The following is an 18,350-nucleotide window of genomic DNA, read 5'->3' on the forward strand; positions in this document are numbered from 1 at the left end:
TTTTATCTCCGTGAATCAAAAAAAAATTCATTCTCAAGCGGAGTTGGCACGCTTCTTGCTTCATATATTTGATTGAGACGTAAGTGCTGCATGAATCCAAGCAGCGATATAGCGGCAGAACCCGCATCTTGAAGGAGGAATCATTGATGAATATCCCTTTTGTTAACGAACCATTTACAGTTTTTGCGGTAGAAGCGAACCGGAAAGCCTTTGAGGAAGCGCTGCGTAAGGTTGAATCCGAACTGAGACAGGAATATCCGATGATAATTGGTGGGCAAAAAATAACCGGCAGCCGCACATTGACCTCCGTCAACCCGGCAGCCAAAGATCAGGTGGTTGGAACGATTCATCAAGCTGATCGGGAGCTGGCCGAGAAGGCCATTCAAACGGCGGCAGAGACATTCCGCACCTGGAAACATACGGACCCGAATGAACGGGCCCGTTATCTGTACAAAGCGGCTGCGATTATGCGCCGCCGCAAGCACGAGTTCTCCGCCTGGATGGTCTATGAAGCGGGCAAAACCTGGTCGGAAGCGGATGCGGATACCGCCGAAGCCATTGACTTCATGGAGTTTTACGCCCGGGAAATGCAACGTCTCAGTGAGCCGCAGCCTCTTGTACGCATTGCAGGGGAAGATAATGAACTGACGTACATTCCGCTCGGTGTAGGTATCGTTATTCCACCTTGGAATTTCCCGCTGGCGATTATGGCAGGCATGACCTCGGCGGCTTTGGTTTCGGGTAATACAGTCGTGCTGAAACCTGCGAGCACGACACCGGTCATCGCAGCCAAGTTTATTGAACTGCTGGAAGAAGCGGGGCTGCCGGACGGTGTGGTGAACTTCCTGCCCGGGCCGGGAAGCGAAGTGGGCGATTATCTGGTCGACCATGCACTAACACGTTTTATCAGCTTCACCGGTTCCCGGGATGTGGGTCTGCGAATAAATGAACGGGCTGCGCGTACTGCTCCGGGCCAAAAATGGATCAAACGTGTGATTGCCGAGATGGGCGGCAAAGATTCGATCATAGTTGATCAAGATAGCGATCTGGAACTGGCGGCCGAGTCCATTACAGCTTCGGCTTTTGGTTTCTCGGGCCAAAAATGTTCGGCGTGTTCCCGTGCCATAATTCATAAGGATGTATATGATGAAGTACTGCAAAAAGTGATTGAACGTACGCAGAAGTTGACGCTGGGAAGCCCGCTCGAAGTTGAAAATTACATGGGACCTGTTATTGACGATAAGGCTTACGCGAAGATCACAGAATATATCGAGATTGGCAAAGGGGAAGGGCGTCTGGTCCATGGCGGAGGTACGGGAGATCCTGCAGGATATTTTATTGAGCCGACCATAATAGCAGATGTGGACCCGCAGGCCAGGATTGCCCAGGAAGAAATATTCGGCCCGGTACTGGCCTTTATTAAAGCCGATTCGTTTCAGGATGCTCTGGAGATTGCCAACAATACGGATTACGGTCTGACGGGTGCGGTGATTTCGCGCAATCGGGCCCATCTGGAGCAGGCGAGACAACAATATTTTGCGGGCAATCTGTATTTTAACCGCAAGTGCACGGGGGCATTGGTGGGTACCCATCCGTTTGGCGGATTTAATATGTCGGGAACGGATTCCAAAGCAGGAGGCAGAGATTATCTGCTGCTGTTTACACAAGCGAAGCTGGTATCTGAAAAGTATTAATGCAGCGGGATGCGGCATGTCTGTATTAACATGCTGACAATGAATGAACTGTATGGTAATATGCCTGCAAATCCCTTTTTTACAATACTTCGAATTACCATGAAAATATTGAAGACGGGATATTCAAGCGGATGCTCTTCGGGTTATATTGTCATGGAAGTGTTCCGGAGAAAAGGCATTACTTTAACGTATAGCGCACCGCACTGTGTTCAATTCATGTCCAGCTTGACATAAGGAGGGCGACGGATGTTAGATGTTCAGTTGGTGCAGGAACAGCGGTTCCGGCTGTCCATCACGCCGGAGATGAAACAGTCCTTTCATCTGCTGACCATGTCTGGTCAGGAGCTTTATCGTTATTTGCAGGAAGCCGCAGCGGATAATCCGCTGCTTGAACTGGAAGATCAGCCCGCGTACCCGTTCAGATCAGTGCGGCGAGACAATACGCAATGGCATACTTCGTATGATCCTTTACTTCAGGCCAAAGGAACAGAGCCTACGGTGGAACAAATCCTTGCTTCGCAGATTCGCCTAATGAGTATGCCGAACGGACTGGAGAAGGCGGCTGTCTATTTGGCCGGATGTGTAAATGATGATGGATACTTGAAGATGGAATTATCAGACATTCAGACTGTATTAAAGGTATCCATGAGTGAGCTGAATGCAGGGCTGGACGTTCTGCAGTCTCTGGACCCTCCGGGGGTGGGAGCACGGAATCTGCAGGAATGTTTGCTGCTGCAGATTCGCCGTGATGCATCTGCAGCGCCGTACGCCGAGCAGATGGTGCAGGCAGGCCTGGAGGCGTTGGTTCCTTTCCATCCTGGACGAACGGGAGACAGACTTGGCATCACCTCGCGGGAAGCACAGGCGGCGTATAACTATATCACGCAGCTGGACCCCAAGCCGTGCCGCTGCATTGGAGCTGCTGAACGCCCGCATTATGTTGTTCCCGATGCTGCCGTGGAACTGCTTCACGGAGAGAGGGTGTTCAGACTGCTTGCAGCAGGTAATCCGCGTGTATCCTTGAATGAAGCCTGCAGCAGCTGGGTCAGAGATTCGGCTCCCGGCGAACTCTGGAAGAATCGGGTGTCAGAAGCGAGGGCCATTATGCGCAGTGTGCAGCAGAGGCGCAGGACTTTGCTTCGTGTGCTGATGGCTGTTATGGATGAGCAGAAGCACTTTTTGAGTGAGGGCCCTGATGCGCTGGTACCGCTTAATCTCGCGGTTATTGCTGAGAAACTTCATATGCATGAATCAACGGTCAGCCGTGCTGTAAACGGTAAATATATACACACTCCTTATGGAATCTATGAGGCAAAGAGCTTTTTTGACTCCGGCATATCAACCGTATCAGGACAGCAGACGTCCGCATCCGCTGTCAAACGACGTCTAAAGGAAATTGTTCGAACCGAGCAGATCAATAGGCCGTACTCAGACAGCCAGCTGGCTGCTGTTCTAGCTGATGAAGGCATCCTTCTTTCCCGGCGAACTGTTGCGAAGTACAGGGAAGAACTTCGGATTTTGCCTTCCTTGGAACGAAAACGCTGGAACAGCCATCCAGTGGATCAGGCTTCCTCTCCCCGGACCAAGCGATGAGAAGAAGCCGGAGTATGCTTTTTAAAACCAACCTGTGAAGTACCTCAAAGAAAAGAGCCCTGTTAACCGAATAAACGGATAACAGGGCATTTCATTGACTCCCTTTAAGCTTAGAGAACTTACAAGCGCTCCATATTACGCAGGAAATGTTCTCCGGCAATCCCAGGTGTAGTCATTTGTTCCGGATGTAAAATCTCTTCCAATTCCTCAGGGGTCAGCAAACCTCGCTCCAGAATGATTTCCTGCAGGGTCATCCCGGTTTTCAGTGCTTCTTTTACGATGGAGGCAGCTACATTATAGCCCAAATGAGGATTCAGGGCTGTCACGACACTAAAGCTTTGTTTCATGATGAGCTCACAGCGCTCCCGATTGGCTTCCATCTCTTCCACGGCGTACCGTGTAAATACATCAATCCCGTTATTCATAATCTTCAGCGATTGCAGCAGGTTAAATGCAATAACAGGGCCCATCACATTCAGTTCGAACTGTCCAGCTTCACAAGCCATACAGATGGTATGGTCATTCCCCATGACTTGGAAGGATACCTGATTAATCACCTCTGCCATTACCGGATTGACTTTCCCCGGCATGATGGAAGATCCCGGCTGACGTGGCGGCAGAAGCAGCTCATTCAGTCCGGCACGCGGGCCTGAAGCCATCATGCGGATGTCATTACAGATTTTGGAGAGGCTGACTGCACATACTTTCAGAGCCGCCGAGAGTTCCAGATAAGCATCTGTATTCTGGGTCGCATCAACCAGATCGTCTGCGGTCTGCAGCGGAAGGCCGGTGACCTCTGACAGATACTCGGTAACCTTGACGATGTATTCCGGTTTGGCATTGAGTCCTGTTCCTACAGCTGTTGCACCCATGTTAATGGTGAGCATGCGTTTATTGGCATATTCAAGTCGTTCGATATCCCTTCCAATGACACGGGCATACGCACCGAATTCTTGTCCCAGGCGGATCGGTACGGCATCCTGAAGATGGGTGCGCCCTACTTTTACCACATCGTTGAACTCGACTTCTTTTTTGCGAAAGGCCTCCTGCAGTTTTTTCATCGTGCCCAGCAGTGTCTCCGATAGACGATAGGCTGCAATGCGCAGGGCTGTTGGTACAACGTCATTGGTAGATTGGGACATGTTCACATGATTATTGGGGTTACAGTGAAAGTAGTCCCCTTTATTTTTGGTTAACAGTTCGAGTCCGCGGTTGGCCAGAATTTCGTTGATATTCATATTCATGGAGGTGCCTGCACCGCCCTGAATGGAGTCTACAATAAAATGATCGAGATGATGGCCTTTCATCATTTCATCCGCTGCCATAATGATCACTTCACCGATTTTGCCCGGAAGCATCTTCAGTTCCATGTTCGCCATAGCCGCTGCCTTCTTAACAGCAGCCAGCGCCGTAACCAGTTCGCGGTGCACCGGAACGCCGGTAATCGGGAAGTTCTCTACAGCCCGCACCGTTTGAATTCCATAGTACGCATAAGCCGGGATTTCTTTTTCGCCGATAAAATCTTTCTCCGTCCGTGTGGACATAGTAGACATCTCGTTCGCCTCCATTGGCATCATCAAAATAGTTCTGCTCCAGCGCTGCTGAAGCGCACTCAGTATATCATTTAAGCAAAATAGATGCCAAGCTAAATGATTCTTTCGTTGTAACCGATAATAATTTAAATTGGGGAATTTAAATTTTGTTTTATTAATTACAGCAGCGGGGGAGGGTACCAAGCTTGTCTTATTCATTATGAGCTAAATGGTATGAAAGTCATTCATGGACGATTGGTCAGAGGTGAATAGAGCGTTTTCAGTGATATATGTCACATGAAATTTGGTACATGATTGGTAAAATAGGAAAAAAGGACTACGGGGTGCGAACATGAAGTGGACTTTAGGGGCTAAGACTGTCGCAGGTTTGATACTGATTTCAATTATTACGTACGGAACTAGCGGCTTTTTTATTTTTTTTGTCAAGGATTGGATTTCGCTTAATATGCCGAGCTGGCTATACATATCGATTGTTCTGCTTATGGGAGTATGCTGGAACGGAATTCTCGGATGGTTGGCTTCCCGCTATCTGACTCGTCCGATTGTGCAGCTGTCCCGTGCAGCGCAGCAGGTATCCTCCGGAGATTTGACGACGGAGATTCCGCAGCGCCGCACTCAGGATGAGCTTACTGTATTATATGATGCTTTCAACGTAATGGTTTCTAATCTGAGAAGCATCGTGAACGATATTGCGGAAAGTACACGGACAACCTCTCAGAATGCTCAGTCCTTAAGTGAAGCAATTACCCAGGCAGCCGAACAGATTGAGATGATGTCAGAAGCGGTAGATCATATTGCGGTCGGTGTAGAAGATCAGAAAGTGACTTCTCATCATTCCCTGATTACAGCGGATGAAATGTTAAGTGATTTTCAGAAGATGCAGCATCAGTCCGTAGGTATGACAGAACTCTCTGGTCAGATGGAACGTTCGGTGGATCATACGAAAGGCACCTTCTCATCGCTCATGAAAGGCATGGACGAGCTGGCAGCATCTCACAATCGATCCCGTGATATTATGCTGCTTCTGGAGAAGGAAGCTTCGGATATTGAAGTGATTACCCAATCCGTTAAAAATATTGCTGAAGAAACCGGACTGCTTGCTTTAAACGCTTCCATTGAAGCGGCACGTGCCGGAGAAGAGGGCGCGGGCTTCGCGGTTGTTGCTCAGCAGATTCGCAAGCTGGCTGACGAGAGTAAAGATTCGGTGCATCGCATTAATGAGCTGATCAGCCGAGTGCAGGAGCGAATCCGTGAAACCGTACAGCTCAGCCATGAACAGCATGGACTGGTTGTGAATGAGTCGCAGCGAACCATTTCCGTCGATCAGACACTGCATGAGCTTACAGGCACGGTTGAAGTATTTATGAAAGGTGCCCATGATATCGGTTCCAAAATTGCTGACCAGACAGGGCGTGTGGAACAAACCCATGGCCATGTGAAAAAGATTCAAGGGAAAGCCGTTTCCTTCTCGGATGAAGCTAAGCGCATTATGGATGCTGCGCATGAGGAGACCGCAATCATGGAGGAAATCTCTTCTTCAGCAGAAGAACTTAGGCAGTTAACAGATCGACTGCTCGACAAAACCAAAGCATTTCGGATGCAGCCTTGAGCTGTCTCCGAAATGCTTTTTATTTTCCGGGAAATTAGCTTATTTTGGTTAAAGACGAACGTTTTTTCGTGTGATTGAAGATTTGTAAAGATTTTTTAAGAAAGATTAACAAAATTGCAGCGCGCAGGCGATAAATGAAGATATAATAGGAATATCACAACAGAAGAAGGAGCCCAGTATATTGAAAACTTGGACAGGTATCCTGCTGATGATTATTTTGGCGGTTGCCGCACTTTCGGTAACTTCGACTGCCAAAACGACAAATGAGTCGCAACAACAGCTTAATATAGATGAATCATCCAGCCAGACCGCAGCGGTCGAGGCTTCCCATATAGATGGAATGAACCATGCAGTGAACAGCAATAAAGATAAGGCTAAAGATATGATGCCGATTAAAGCAGATGACGTTTCGACAGCACCTGAGAATAACAACGTTCGAGTGTACCCGATGAGTGTTGAGGGTTCGGGATATATATATAATGGCCTTGTGGTTGAGGCAGACGGCAAAAAGCGTGAATTTAGTGATTGGAGAGCAGAGGGGGGTTCGTACAAACCTGAAGTACATGAACTGGATTTGAACGGCGACGGTAAAAAAGAGATTGTGGTGTTGTATTCGGAGGGGCACGGCACTGGAATTTATCTGGGTCAGGCACACATTCTTGATCCGGTTTCACTGGAAGTAATGAAGATGCAGACTTTAGATGAGATTGTGAAGGAACGTGTGGAGTCCAAAGTTACGGTAACCTCCGACCAGATCGAGATTGGGGTGACCTTGAACGGGGTTCCAGCGGAGTCCTCTCGTGTGGATAAGGCAGCCGGAGATGTACTGTATTATGAGAAATTACAATTTGGTCGTGTGACTTATTATAGTGTAGAGGATAACAAGCTTGTTGTTTCTACATCGGGGGCATATGGCGATGGGCTGTATGCCGGCGATTTAACGTTTTCTTATGTGTTTCAGAATGGGGAATGGAAGGCGAGCGATTTAAAATATAGTATGGAAGTATATGAAGAGGAATACTACGAGTCATTTGATTGAGTAAAGGTTGGAATTGTGCTGCAGCACAACGATATAGATTGGATTACCTATAAAAATACGGAGCATGTCATGGCAAGCATGACCATCGGATGGGGCTGAAAAAAAAGGAGTGACTACAGCCTCATTTTGTGCTGTCTGAATATAAAAAAGTTTCGAAAAAATGCTGAAAACAATTGACATTCACGCTTTAGTCGTTTAAATGTATAAAGGACAACTCATTTAAACGTCTGGGAGGGATTTTGATGAAGAAAAAAGTCGTACTCGGTTTGATGGTGGGCACATTGACGCTTGGGATAGGTACAGGTGCGTTGGCGGCAACAGGTCTGGAGCAGATCAAGGCATATCTGAACAGTAAAATTACGTTGAAGCTGAACGGTGAAACAGTGACTGCCAAGGATGCGAATGGCAAGACCGTTCTGCCGATCACATATAACGGAACAACGTATTTGCCGGTGCGTGCGGTTGGGACACTGCTTGGAACCGAGATCAATTATGACGGTGCAACTTCATCCGTCCTGATCGGTGGAACGAATGGATCTGCGCCTGCGCCAGGAACAAACGGAAAAGTAACGCTGAGTGTACTTGGAACATCCGTATTGGGATCGACCGCTTGGCACACTAAAGATCCTGCGGATACCACATACAAAGGCAAGGATTATAAGGATGTTTATCTGCATAATGACCCTACGAAGCAGGGAAAAGATATTCAGATCAATACAGGTAAAAAGTATTCTTCTCTGCACTTGGAACTTGCCGCGCTGAAAGGAAATCAGGAGATTCATATCTACGATCAGGACCTCGCGACTCTCAAAAAATTCAATATCACTCCGGAAACCGGTATGATGAGTCTTGATGTGGATGTGAAAGGTACAGACGCTGTCTATGTCGAGATTGTATCTGAAGATCCGGGTTCAGCTCTGTTTGTACCGCTCACGACCTCGTATCTGACCAAGTAAAACTTCTTACGGAACACAAACATAAAAAACGATGATTCATCAGGCAGGCTCTGAACCCAGGTTTGAATTCTGAGCTGCATGATGAAAGCATCGTTTTTCTTATATTCATTAGTGATTACAATCTATTGCTGGTTTACCTTGTGCTTATGAACATTAACGAATCATCGTATCCAGCGGTTTCAGGTTTGCTTCGATCTCGGCACGGCGTCCTTCCAGGAATGGAGGAAGCGCAAGGGATTCCCCAAGAGTGGCAAAATCCTCGTCTGTATCAAATCCCGGGCCGTCTGTAGCAAGCTCGAACAAAATACCGTTTGCTTCACGGAAGTACAGGGAACGGAAGTAGAAGCGATCGACAAAACCGGAGCTTGGGAACTGGAACTGATGCACGCGGTCAACCCACTGTCTCAATTCTTCCTCATTGTCGACACGGAAGGCTACGTGGTGAACACTGCCGCGTCCAGGACGTTCCAGCTCCAGATCATTACGCTCCTCCAGATGAACTTCTGAACCGCTGCCGCCTTCACCAGATTCGAATACAAGCACATCAGGCTGACCGGATGTAAAAGCAGGATAGCTGCCTTTTGCTCTAAATCCAAGCAGTTCGGTGAGGACAGGTGCGGTGAGTGAAGCATCCTGTACAGTCAGATGAATTGGACCCAAACCTACGATGCCATATTCTGCAGGTACAGGGCTTCGATCCCAAGGTTTGCCGCCTGCAACACCCGTGTTATGTTCGTCAGATACAAGAATCAGCCGCATGCCTTCGAAGTCTGTGAATGCCAATGTCGCACGGCCTCCGCGCTGCATGATCTCGCCGTGAGGTACTTCATATTCGTCGAAGCGCTGCGCCCAATAGGCAAGAGCTGCATCGCTTGGTACACGAAGGGAAGTAGCCGAGATGCTGTTCACACCTTCACGTGTACGCCCGGCCATCGGAATCTCGAAGAAAGTAAGCTCTGTACCGGGATTTCCTTTCTCATCTCCATAGAACAGGTGATAGACCGAGACGTCATCCTGATTGACCGTTTTTTTGATCAGGCGCAGGCCCATGATATCCGTATAGAAGCGGTAGTTCTGATCAGCATGTGCTGTGAGTGCGGATACGTGATGAAGTCCTTTAATAAGCATAATATATTCCTCCTAGAGATAAAGTGAAGTCCTACGAAAAATCCTGAATGTCATGAAGCGCTAATGTGAGTACTCCAAAGATAGGTTAATCACATTTTCAGTTATCATATTTAAAGTTACTAACTTTTTGTATGTTTTGTTCTTGGCTTTATCTTAACATAAAGATATTTATAATACAATATTTATTTTATATGAAGGTGGACAGTTACCTGATTCGGTGGCAGAATGAGAAAAGTTACCATTCCTATTGTAAGGAAATAGTCCCTTTTAACCTGATCAAAAGGAGAGAGGAAAGGCATGGCCTACCCATCTTGGCTTGACCCGTATGATGCAGAGCCTTTTGCAGCATTCTCGACTTCACATATCGTATCGATCGTCATCATCGCTGTACTGATTCTCCTGTTATTTCTATTTAGACGTCAGCTCCGTTCTATGTCTAAACGTTCAAGCCAGCTTACGCGTATGGGGCTGGCGGGGTTCATGATTGGCTGCGAGATCCTGCTGCAATTTTGGTATGTGTATGGAGGGATTTGGAGCCTGCAGACTTCACTTCCGCTGGAGCTGTGCAGCTTATCGTTATTATTGTCAGCACTGTTATTGCTAACACGCAAAAGATGGTTGTATTCTGCTCTGCTTTTCTCAGGTATCGCAGGTGCCCTGATGGCCATTGTAACACCGAATTTGGGCTATGCATTTGCTCATTTTCGCTTCATCCAATTTTTTACGGCTCATGCAATGATCATTTTTGCTCTGCTCTATATGACATTGGTGGAACAGCTTCGTCCAGGATGGCGATCAGTTGCAGGCTCCATGATATTTGTGAATGTCGCGGCGCTGGTGGTGTATATTGTTGATGTTTTACTGGGTGCGAATTATATGTTTCTGAGACATAAACCGAACACACCTTCCGTGTTAGACGTGCTTGGGCCTTATCCAGTCTACATTCTTGGTGAGGAGCTTCTTGCTCTGGTGTTATTTTCCTTGTTATACCTGCTGCTCTTTGCCATTCCAGAGCGGCTGAAACGGATGGCTGGAAAAAAGGTCAAGCAGCCGCAGCTGCATTCCAAAGGCTGACATGAAACTTCATCTTTAACTAGGGCGTGTCTTGAAACCCGCTGAAGTGCATCTTTTCCCCCTTTCGTCCCATGCTGCGTCAGTTTCCCTTGACGTGCCCCGGCACGCCTGCGGTAAACTTCCTGGCATGGAACAAAAATTCGGCAAAATTGGCTTCCTTCAGCGTTTTCAGACACACCCTAAAATAACCCGCAAAAGCTTTGGTCATCCAAAGCTTTTGCGGGTTTGTTTAATTTATGGAGTTCAACCACGAAGAAGTGATTCAGCACCATCTACGTAGATTCGTGTACCTGTCACATGAGAGGCTTCGTCTGAGGCGAGGAACAGCACCAGATTAGCGACCTGCTCCGATGTTCCCGGTTCACCCTTAAGCGGATGTTCGTGTCCCTCAGGGAACTCCACTGGTATCTGAACATCCTTCAGGTCATCGGATGGATAGGTATTGTCATCAATATTCGTATCAATTGCACCCGGACAGACTGCGTTCACGCGAATTTTATAACGGGCAAGTTCGAGTGCGGCCATTTTGGTGAAAGCGGTTTGACCAGCTTTGCTGGAAGCGTATGCAGAAAATCCAATACCGGAGAATACGCGGTTTCCATTAATCGAACTGGTAATAATGATGCTCCCGCCGCGTTCCTTCAGATGAGGAATGGCATACTTCACCGTTGCGAACGTGCCGCGCATGTTAATCTCCATCGTCTGGTCCCAATCTTCGATTTTCATTGTTTCAATAGGAGCCATCGCACCATTAATACCTGCATTTGCAAAAACGATATCCAGCTGGCCAGCTTCTGCAGCAGCCTGATTCATCGCCTTCTGTACATGCTCCGGCTTGGAGATGTCACATTCAATGACGTAAGCTTCTCCGCCTGCTTTTTCGATGATCTGTTTGGTTTCCTCTGCATTCTCGGGTGTACGATCCAACATATATACTTTGGCTCCATGTTCGGCGAAACGGATCGCAGAAGCCTTCCCGATGCCTGAGCCGCCTCCAGTCACAATCGCTACTTTGCCTTCCAAACGTTGTTCAGCCATTACTGATCCCTCCATATATAGGTTATCCTTGGACACTCTACTTCTAAATACCCGGCATGGGGGTGATGAATCATATGTATATATATTAAAAAACAGGACCCTGTTTGGGTCCTGTCGGTTAACCAGTCATCATCATATAACCAGCTTTATAAGTATCATTTTATAGGAGGGAGTGGAGGTAGAGGTGTAGTTCTCTTTGCTTCCAATATTACTTATGTTTCTTCCAGTCCATCGAGCTGTTGTTCAGCAAGTACTCAAAATCATTATCCTTACGCTTCTGCTCCGCCTTACGAGCTTCCTCTGCCTGTAAACGTTCCTGTTCTTTACGTTCCGCCTCGGCAGCTTTGGCTTCATTGGCCTGCGCTTTGAGCTTCTCCAGCACATCGCTGCTGAGCAGATCCTTCAGCGTAGCGGGTTTGTCCTGTGTCTGAGCTTTGGGCGCTGGGGTGTGTCTTCTGGATTTTGCCATAGGAAAATCTCCTTTCCAAACATGAATCATAGTCTATATCGTTTCGTAGTCATAGTATATCAGGTTCACGATGTGCATTCCATGAAGATGCGCATTCCATGAAGATCCGCAGTCCATGCATAACAAATGATAGAACAAAGGCGGGATAGATACAGGAAAAAGGGTATGTCACGGCGAATGGAAACGAGTATAAAATCATATAATGTTACCGATACTGCGACTATCCCCGGAGAAAGGAGTCGTTGTTCGTGGAGACAGACCATCGTTTGTTGAAAGGGCTTGCATGGGGGGTGGCCTTCAGCTTCCCGTTGTGGATTGCAGCTATTGGTTGGCTGCGCCTATTAGGATGGTTGTATTGAGAATGCAGCACATGACCAAAAGTACTGAAAGAAAACAGGCTGATCTAATCAATTGTGTAAACGCTATCATTAAATAAGCTCTGTTCCGTGCCAGATGCACAGGACAGAGCTTTTGTTTGCTGCAGGAGAGTCTGTTATTTCTTGTCTTCTGTAATCTTGACCGGTTCCGGATATTCAAGGCCGTGCGTATCAACCGTTACTTTTTTCATAACCTGATCGGTAACCGGTTTATTTGCTTCGCCTGTTTGCTGTGCTGCAATACCATCCACAACATCCATACCTTCAGTCACTTTACCAAAGGAGGCGAAAGCATTATCCAGATGATCCGCATCACCTAACATGATAAAGAACTGGGAACCAGCTGAATCCAAATTGTCACCGCGAGCCATCGAGATGACCCCACGTGTATGTTTCAGATGATTTTTGTGACCGTTAGAGGTAAATTCCCCTTTAATCGCATACCCTGGGCCGCCTGTGCCTCTTCCTTCAGGATCGCCACCTTGGATCATGAAGCCTGGAATAACACGGTGAAAGATGGTGCCATCATAGAACCCTTTGTTCGCCAGTGATATGAAATTGTATACCGTATTTGGTGCAATCTCAGGGTAAAGCTCAATGACAATCTTCTGTCCGTCCTGCATCTCAATCGATGCCACGGGATTCGGGCCCTCGGGCGGGGCTGGAACCTGGGTTTGTGAAGAAGCATTGCTGGCAGGGCGTCCACACCCGCTCATAACGATCAGCAGCAGCATAAGAAGAAGCGAAACTGCGGTTGTTTTTTTCCACCGTAAAGACATGAATAGGTTCCTCCTTGGTTCGTTCTTCAACTATCATACCGTTTCCGGGTGCAGCATGGCAATGCAAGCTGTGTTCAACTGGTGAACTGGGGATGGTCTTCAAGAGAGCATAGGTGTAAAATAAGGAAAATGCTTCCGCATCAGGGGGACGTACGGGTCTGTTCCGTCCTCTCCATATACGGCAGTCCCGGCGTCAGCTACGGAAAGGACGTGCGGGTATGAACTTCTCATGGAAGCGTAATCTGATTATTTTGTGGATCGGTGTCTTTTTTTGCAGCACGGCATATTCGATCTCTATTCCATTTCTGCCTTTATTTCTAAGCAGCGATTTGGGCGTTCGCAATCATCTGGAGTTCTGGTCAGGGCTGGCCTTTGGCATCACGTTTCTTGCAAGTGCGCTTGTGTCGCCTTTCTGGGGATCATTGGCTGATAAATACGGACGTAAACCGATGTTAATTCGTTCAGGGTACAGCCTTGCTGTCCTGTATCTGATTAATTATTTTGTACAGGACCCGTATTCACTCATTGTTGTTCGATTGTTTCAAGGGCTGCTTGCCGGATTTGTCCCAGCTGAAATTACTCTCGTAGGCACAAACACACCTGAAGAGAAGACGGGGTACGCTTTAGGCATCATGTCAACTGCGGGTGCGACAGGCGGTATCATCGGTCCGTTAATCGGCGGACTTGTCAGCCATTATTATGGCAACCGGAGTGCATTTCTATTTTCGGCGATTGTGGTGCTGGTGTCTGCACTTATTGCGACATTCTGGGTCAGAGAAGAGAACTTCAATCGGAATAAGGCGCGCTCACATGTCATGGATGATATTCGTGAGGCCAGAGCGAACCGGGTATTTGTCACTGTACTGGGCATGATGGGGATCTGCACTTTCTCGGTCATGATTTTGGAGCCGTTATTAACGGTGTATGTCATGGAGATGGGTGTTCAGCCTGACCGGGCTTCGTTAAGCTCCGGCATTATTTTCTCGGCGGTAGGAGTAGCGACTGTTATTATGGCTCCCCGTTGGGGCAAGCTTGGATCGAGAATCGGGTTTGGGAAAGTATTGGTTATTGGACTTGTAGGCGGAGCTGTAGGTAACCTGCTGCAGTTTTTCACGACGGGTTATGTCGCTTTTGGCATTCTCAGGTTTGTATATGGCCTCTTTTTTGCGGCTGTATTCCCTGCAATCAATGCGATGATTGTGCAGGTGACTGCACCGGCATTTCGGGGACGGGCTTTTAGTTTGAACCAGTCGGCAGCCCAGATCGGGACGATGGCCGGACCGATTATCGGAGGTGTTCTTGGCGGCTGGCTTCCTATTCGCTGGATATTTATTATTAATGGTCTTGCACTTCTGGCTACTGCAGTTGTGGTGAAGTGGTCCAGACTTGAACACAAGCTTCCTGGAGCAGGCAAGTCTGCCGAGAAACAGCCGCTGTAGTTCAGGATAGAGAGATGACGCTGAAGATGCAGCAGTCATCTTTTTTCTGTAAAAACTCAGGCCAACTTTTAAAATAACTAAAAAAAGAAACCCCTTATCCAAGAGGTTTCTGCAGCGTAATGTTACAGCACAAATCGCATATGGGAATCGTTCATATCGTGCTGTCTGTGCGATTCAGTTTCATAATGTTATGATTCATCCGAAGAGGGTTTAACGGAAGCGGAACGCTCTTCCTTGGGGATGGCGTGTTCGATCGCCTCTCGCTGATCTTTATCCTCCAGTGCGTCCGGGAAAGAGTCTTCGGTAAAGAGCCCGAAATCAGGATCGATATCCCGCTCGGTGACGAGATTATCCGGTTGTTTACTTGATCTTCCCTGAGCATTTTTGGTCATGTCAGCACCTCCTTGTTTCAGAATATGCAGGGTGAAGCTTTAACGCGGCGGCAGCATATTTTGCTGTGGTTTGGCATCGGCTCCGGCTCCATTCAGCAGATCTGTCCCATGCAGGGCATCCGGATCGGGTGCGGCAGGGTCAACCGGACTGCCGGGCTGCACTAAATCCGCATCAGGTACAGATTCCAGCGGCGTTTCAGCCAAACGTGATTCCAGACCTTCCTCATCCGCAGCAGGAGAAGGCGGCAGTTCTGAATCTTCCATATCAATGCGCTGCCCGGAAACTTCATCAAAAGTATCCATATCTCCTGCAGGTACTTCCGTTTCGGGCGGGATATCGCGAGACCTCTGGTAGCGGTCATAATAACGTTCACTTTCAACACTGCTGATTGGTTTATCAGACATAAGAGACACTTCCTTTCGCACAAGTTATGTGGCATACGTTTTTTTATCGTGTATTCTACATTGTTCTTACTTTAAGCAGGATAGTATTCCCTCAAATACAAAGGGTTATGTCCAAAATTCGTTAAAATTTCGGGAAAACATACTTCACGAGGAAGTAGAGAAATCCAAAAAAGATAATGATGTATGCGGCATATTTAATAAATGTAGAAGCGACCATACTTGAATCCGATTTATGCTGAACATCCTTATGCTCAACTTCTACCGTACGATGGGGCTCATTCATTGTAATCATCTCCTTGTTTGGTGAGTGTTGCTTTGAGAAACCATTACACATGATCAAAAGGATTGAATCGCAGCATCTGTTTTTTACAGCTTTTCTTGTTTTGCCTATGTTATGATGAAGCTTGAATACATAAAGGGGGATGTCCTGTGGACTGGTTCACACTCGGCAATATGATTACTCGGATTCGGATTGGACAGAAAGCGTCCACACCCGGATTCTCTCGTACTGTCATTCGTCGACCGGATGGATTATTCTGGGTCGGTGGAATTTGGTCGGGACAGGTTGTTCAGTTACGTGATTTTCTGTTCTCGGATATATGGACCATTTATGATGATGAAGAGACGGAGCAGTGGCTTGAATTTCGAACGAAAGTGGAGCAGAAGGAACGTGAAATGATTGAAAATCAGTTTGAAGACCTGCGAGATTAACGGATTTGAATAACAATAAAATGGAAAAATGACTATAAATGAACTTTTATGTGAATTAAGGTTTTGTTTAAGAAGGTGACATGATTCACGACGGCGAATGATATATGAGGAGAATGAATAAGAGAAAATAAGAACTTTGAGGTGCTGTGGATGAAAAATGTGCCCAAAGCGATCATCATCTTGTGGATGACGGTATGGATGATTCTGGGCATGCCGCATGGACTCGTGCTTGCCGCGCCAGAAGAGATTCAGCAGCCTGTAACCATTACAGGATGGGAAGTGAAATGGGGAAACGCTGGAGATCAGGGCTTCATAAGTGAGGTTAAGGGTGAGAACGAAATTTGGGAGAAGAAGGGTCCTGACCGAATAACAGGTAGTGATAAAAAGTCTTCCGTCTCCTTATGGACACGTCTGACGATACCTCGTTTGCATGATGGAAGTTCGGCCATTCGTTTTGAAAATATTAGAGGTAATCATATTGTAATTTATTTGGAAGACCGGAAGGTATACGAGAATTTTCATTATAATTACGACAATAACGCCGTCTTTTTACCGTTATCGGCTGAAAACTCTGGAAATACACTTTATGTATGGGCTCAAAATGAGAGAGGATGGGTAGGCATCCAAGGTGATGTTCAGGTCGGCCCCTATTCCATGCTGCAGGAGAAGTATATCCATAACGGTCTGATTGATGTCATTTTAGGTGCGACTTTTGTATTCACCTCGCTTATTATGCTGAGCTGCACATTTTTTCTGGGACAGTTTCATAAAGGATTATGGATATCCTTATGTGTTGTCATGGGTTCCATCGGCACGATGGTGATCACTTACTCGCAATTCTTGTATACCTTCTATCAAGTCTACGGTGACCTGTACTCTGTTCTCTTTGATCTGGCGATGCTGCTGGGGATGCCCGCTCTTTGTTATTTCTTTGAACAAGTTATTGGTCCTGGAGTATACGGTATATTTACCAAGTTAAGAAAAATTCAATGGGCTTATTCCATTATTGCCGTGATTTCCTTGTTTATATATGTAGTTTCGGGAGGGCAGTGGGATCTGCTGTACAGTCTGCTCGTGCAGCGGGTGGTTGGCATCGTGCTGGTGATTCTGTTGACCATTCTGTTCGTAGGTACGATTGCCAAAGCGCTGCAGCGCAGCCGTGAAGCTATTTTATTAGCCTCTGGTTTTGGTGTTTTTTCTTTGATCAGCGTACTCGAACTGCTGTGGTACTTTCAGCGCAGCGGGACATATCATCTGTTATGGTGGAAATGGTCCATGGTTGCATTTGTCATCTCTTTGATCGCAATTCTTGGAAGTCGTTTTGCCGAAAAGCATAATAAAGTGCTGGAGTACTCCAAGGAACTGGAGCTGTTTAATAATGAACTGCAGCGATCCGAGAAAATGGAGATTATTAGCGAGCTTGCTGCTTCTGTTGCTCATGAGGTTCGTAATCCGCTGCAGGTTACGCGAGGATTTCTTCAGCTTATGACAGAGCAGGAGGATAACAAAAATAAAGGATATGTGCGGATTGCGCTGGAGGAACTGGACCGGGCATCTGGCATTATTACCGATTTTCTGACCTTTGCCAAACCGGAATTTGATCATATTATATCTCTGAATATTGCACATGAATTTGAGCATATTGAAGGTATTCTTGTACCCATGGCTAATCTTGAAGGTGGGAAAATTACAACGGATATTCCTCCAAGTCTTCATATTCGAGGCAATTCCTCAAAGTTCAAGCAGGCTTTTATCAATATCATCAAAAATAGCATTGAGGCATTGCAGGGACAAGGCCAGATCGATATCTGGGCTTATTCACAGGATGGTAAAGTCAAGGTGCATGTCAGAGACAACGGGGAAGGGATGAGTGAGGAAGCTTTATCCCGATTGGGAGAACCGTATTTCTCCAACAAAATTAAAGGCACCGGATTAGGCATGATGGTTACCTTCCGCATCGTAGAAGCGATGAATGGACAGATCAGTTTTACAAGTACAAAAGGGGTAGGAACAGAAGCTGTAGTATCTTTTCCCGAGTTCGTCAAATGACGAACTCGAGTAGGATCACAGCTTAATGTTCTACCCCTGTTTTAG

Annotated in this window: 17 protein-coding genes; 9 read left to right on the forward strand and 8 right to left on the reverse strand. The window is 46.9% G+C overall.

Translation table 11 applies throughout. The features are described 5' to 3' along the window. Nucleotides 1–146 precede the first annotated feature (146 nt). Both pruA and rpoN read left to right on the forward strand, forming a co-directional pair. Nucleotides 147–1,694, forward strand: a complete 1,548-nt coding sequence (pruA, locus tag MKY97_RS05780) for an L-glutamate gamma-semialdehyde dehydrogenase (RefSeq protein WP_342554545.1) — start codon at nucleotides 147–149, stop codon at nucleotides 1,692–1,694. Between the two features lie 246 nt (nucleotides 1,695–1,940). After that, nucleotides 1,941–3,287, forward strand: a complete 1,347-nt coding sequence (rpoN, locus tag MKY97_RS05785; protein ID WP_342554546.1) for an RNA polymerase factor sigma-54 — start codon at nucleotides 1,941–1,943, stop codon at nucleotides 3,285–3,287. A 119-nt stretch (nucleotides 3,288–3,406) separates the two neighbouring features. Here rpoN and MKY97_RS05790 read toward each other — a convergent pair whose 3' ends face one another. After that, nucleotides 3,407–4,840 carry an aspartate ammonia-lyase gene (locus MKY97_RS05790; RefSeq protein ID WP_342554547.1) on the reverse strand — a complete coding sequence of 478 codons (1,434 nt, stop codon included), beginning with the start codon at nucleotides 4,838–4,840 and terminating at the stop codon, nucleotides 3,407–3,409. A gap of 331 nt (nucleotides 4,841–5,171) precedes the next feature. On the opposite strand from MKY97_RS05790, the gene MKY97_RS05795 reads away from it, so the two are divergent. The 3 genes from MKY97_RS05795 (at nucleotide 5,172) to MKY97_RS05805 (ending at nucleotide 8,444) form a co-directional block, all read left to right on the forward strand. After that, nucleotides 5,172–6,449 (forward strand): methyl-accepting chemotaxis protein, encoded by a 1,278-nt coding sequence (locus MKY97_RS05795; RefSeq protein WP_342554548.1) that lies wholly within the window; start codon nucleotides 5,172–5,174, stop codon nucleotides 6,447–6,449. A 181-nt stretch (nucleotides 6,450–6,630) separates the two neighbouring features. Then, complete coding sequence (locus tag MKY97_RS05800; RefSeq protein ID WP_342554549.1) at nucleotides 6,631–7,488, forward strand: hypothetical protein; 858 nt, start codon at nucleotides 6,631–6,633, stop codon at nucleotides 7,486–7,488. Between the two features lie 242 nt (nucleotides 7,489–7,730). After that, nucleotides 7,731–8,444 (forward strand): stalk domain-containing protein, encoded by a 714-nt coding sequence (locus MKY97_RS05805; RefSeq protein ID WP_342554550.1) that lies wholly within the window; start codon nucleotides 7,731–7,733, stop codon nucleotides 8,442–8,444. A gap of 153 nt (nucleotides 8,445–8,597) precedes the next feature. Here the strand turns inward: MKY97_RS05805 and MKY97_RS05810 are convergent, their stop codons facing one another. Then, nucleotides 8,598–9,572: a ring-cleaving dioxygenase gene (locus tag MKY97_RS05810; RefSeq protein ID WP_342554551.1), complete on the reverse strand. Its 975-nt coding sequence runs from the start codon at nucleotides 9,570–9,572 to the stop codon at nucleotides 8,598–8,600. A gap of 297 nt (nucleotides 9,573–9,869) precedes the next feature. On the opposite strand from MKY97_RS05810, the gene MKY97_RS05815 reads away from it, so the two are divergent. Next, nucleotides 9,870–10,646, forward strand: a complete 777-nt coding sequence (locus MKY97_RS05815) for a TIGR02206 family membrane protein (RefSeq protein WP_342554552.1) — start codon at nucleotides 9,870–9,872, stop codon at nucleotides 10,644–10,646. Nucleotides 10,647–10,889: 243 nt separating this feature from the next. Here the strand turns inward: MKY97_RS05815 and MKY97_RS05820 are convergent, their stop codons facing one another. The 3 genes from MKY97_RS05820 to MKY97_RS05830 form a co-directional block, all read right to left on the reverse strand. Next, the gene (locus MKY97_RS05820; protein WP_342554553.1) at nucleotides 10,890–11,684 is read right to left on the reverse strand and encodes an SDR family NAD(P)-dependent oxidoreductase; all 795 of its coding nucleotides are present in this window, start codon (nucleotides 11,682–11,684) and stop codon (nucleotides 10,890–10,892) included. Between the two features lie 208 nt (nucleotides 11,685–11,892). Beyond that, a complete protein-coding gene (locus MKY97_RS05825) occupies nucleotides 11,893–12,153 on the reverse strand; it encodes a YqkE family protein (protein ID WP_342554554.1) in 261 nt (86 codons plus the stop codon). A 493-nt stretch (nucleotides 12,154–12,646) separates the two neighbouring features. Beyond that, nucleotides 12,647–13,309, reverse strand: coding sequence for a peptidylprolyl isomerase (locus MKY97_RS05830; RefSeq protein ID WP_342554555.1), 663 nt, complete (start codon nucleotides 13,307–13,309; stop codon nucleotides 12,647–12,649). Nucleotides 13,310–13,485: 176 nt separating this feature from the next. Here MKY97_RS05830 and MKY97_RS05835 point away from each other — a divergent pair, with 176 nt between their 5' ends. Beyond that, complete coding sequence (locus MKY97_RS05835; protein ID WP_342556246.1) at nucleotides 13,486–14,748, forward strand: MFS transporter; 1,263 nt, start codon at nucleotides 13,486–13,488, stop codon at nucleotides 14,746–14,748. A 188-nt stretch (nucleotides 14,749–14,936) separates the two neighbouring features. Here MKY97_RS05835 and MKY97_RS05840 read toward each other — a convergent pair whose 3' ends face one another. The 3 genes from MKY97_RS05840 to MKY97_RS05850 form a co-directional block, all read right to left on the reverse strand. Beyond that, on the reverse strand, nucleotides 14,937–15,140 hold the full coding sequence (locus MKY97_RS05840) for a hypothetical protein (protein WP_342554556.1): 204 nt from the start codon (nucleotides 15,138–15,140) through the stop codon (nucleotides 14,937–14,939). Between the two features lie 39 nt (nucleotides 15,141–15,179). Next, the gene (locus tag MKY97_RS05845; protein ID WP_342554557.1) at nucleotides 15,180–15,545 is read right to left on the reverse strand and encodes a hypothetical protein; all 366 of its coding nucleotides are present in this window, start codon (nucleotides 15,543–15,545) and stop codon (nucleotides 15,180–15,182) included. Between the two features lie 121 nt (nucleotides 15,546–15,666). After that, nucleotides 15,667–15,828 (reverse strand): hypothetical protein, encoded by a 162-nt coding sequence (locus MKY97_RS05850; RefSeq protein ID WP_017690239.1) that lies wholly within the window; start codon nucleotides 15,826–15,828, stop codon nucleotides 15,667–15,669. A gap of 146 nt (nucleotides 15,829–15,974) precedes the next feature. Here MKY97_RS05850 and MKY97_RS05855 point away from each other — a divergent pair, with 146 nt between their 5' ends. Together MKY97_RS05855 and MKY97_RS05860 are read left to right on the forward strand one after the other, a co-directional pair. Next, entirely contained in the window at nucleotides 15,975–16,256 is a 282-nt protein-coding gene (locus MKY97_RS05855) for a hypothetical protein (protein WP_342554558.1), read from the forward strand. A gap of 150 nt (nucleotides 16,257–16,406) precedes the next feature. After that, nucleotides 16,407–18,305 (forward strand): HAMP domain-containing sensor histidine kinase, encoded by a 1,899-nt coding sequence (locus tag MKY97_RS05860; protein WP_342554559.1) that lies wholly within the window; start codon nucleotides 16,407–16,409, stop codon nucleotides 18,303–18,305. The last annotated feature ends 45 nt before the right edge of the window (nucleotides 18,306–18,350 follow it).

This window comes from Paenibacillus sp. FSL R7-0652 (assembly GCF_038595045.1).
In the GTDB taxonomy this organism is placed as follows: Bacteria; Bacillota; Bacilli; order Paenibacillales; family Paenibacillaceae; genus Paenibacillus.